This window comes from Ligilactobacillus sp. MP3, from assembly GCF_024436335.1.
GTDB classification, from domain to species: domain Bacteria; phylum Bacillota; class Bacilli; order Lactobacillales; family Lactobacillaceae; genus Ligilactobacillus; species Ligilactobacillus salivarius.
This window is the reverse complement of the sequence record NZ_JANFQI010000031.1, coordinates 1-536: the sequence shown is the minus strand read 5'-3', so window position 1 is coordinate 536 and position 536 is coordinate 1. Positions and strand designations below refer to the sequence as shown.

The 536-nt window shown below is 29.9% G+C and carries 1 protein-coding gene; it reads right to left on the bottom strand.

Annotated features, from left to right (window positions below; genetic code table 11):
* A partial coding sequence (locus NOU10_RS09270; protein WP_255906660.1) for a restriction endonuclease subunit S occupies positions 1–536 on the bottom strand: 536 nt, incomplete at both ends.

Genomic DNA, 536 nt, shown 5'->3' with positions numbered 1-536 from the left:
CGCTGTTCCCAAGCATCATTAAAATTTTTATAACGAACTTCTGGGGCAACTTCATCATTTTTAGGGAAAAGTTTTTGAAGTAAAGCTTTCTTAATTAGGGCTAATTCTTCACACTTTCGTTCATGTAACTGAAGAGTATTATCTAGACTAAAGAATAATTTAGAGATATGGTCTTGCTCTTTAATTTTTGGTACATATGTTTTTATATTTGAAATAGTATTTTTGGATAAACTTGGAACTCCAGTGGATTCATCATACCTTTTCCAATTAATTATTTGGAAAAGTAAATAGATGAATTTGACATCAGAATTTTCTTTAGATGTGCAATAAAATAAGGTATCCACTGTCCAAAAGGGAGCCTTTAAGTATAAAGGTTTATCTATTGTTCCTTTTCTTCCAATACCTACTGCATCGGTATCTGATAATTTATCATTTACACTTAACATGTATCCACCAGTACCATAAACTGGAATATTACCAGAATTTAATTGCTTATAATCACGTCCTGAATTAATTTTAAGGATATTATTTAACTC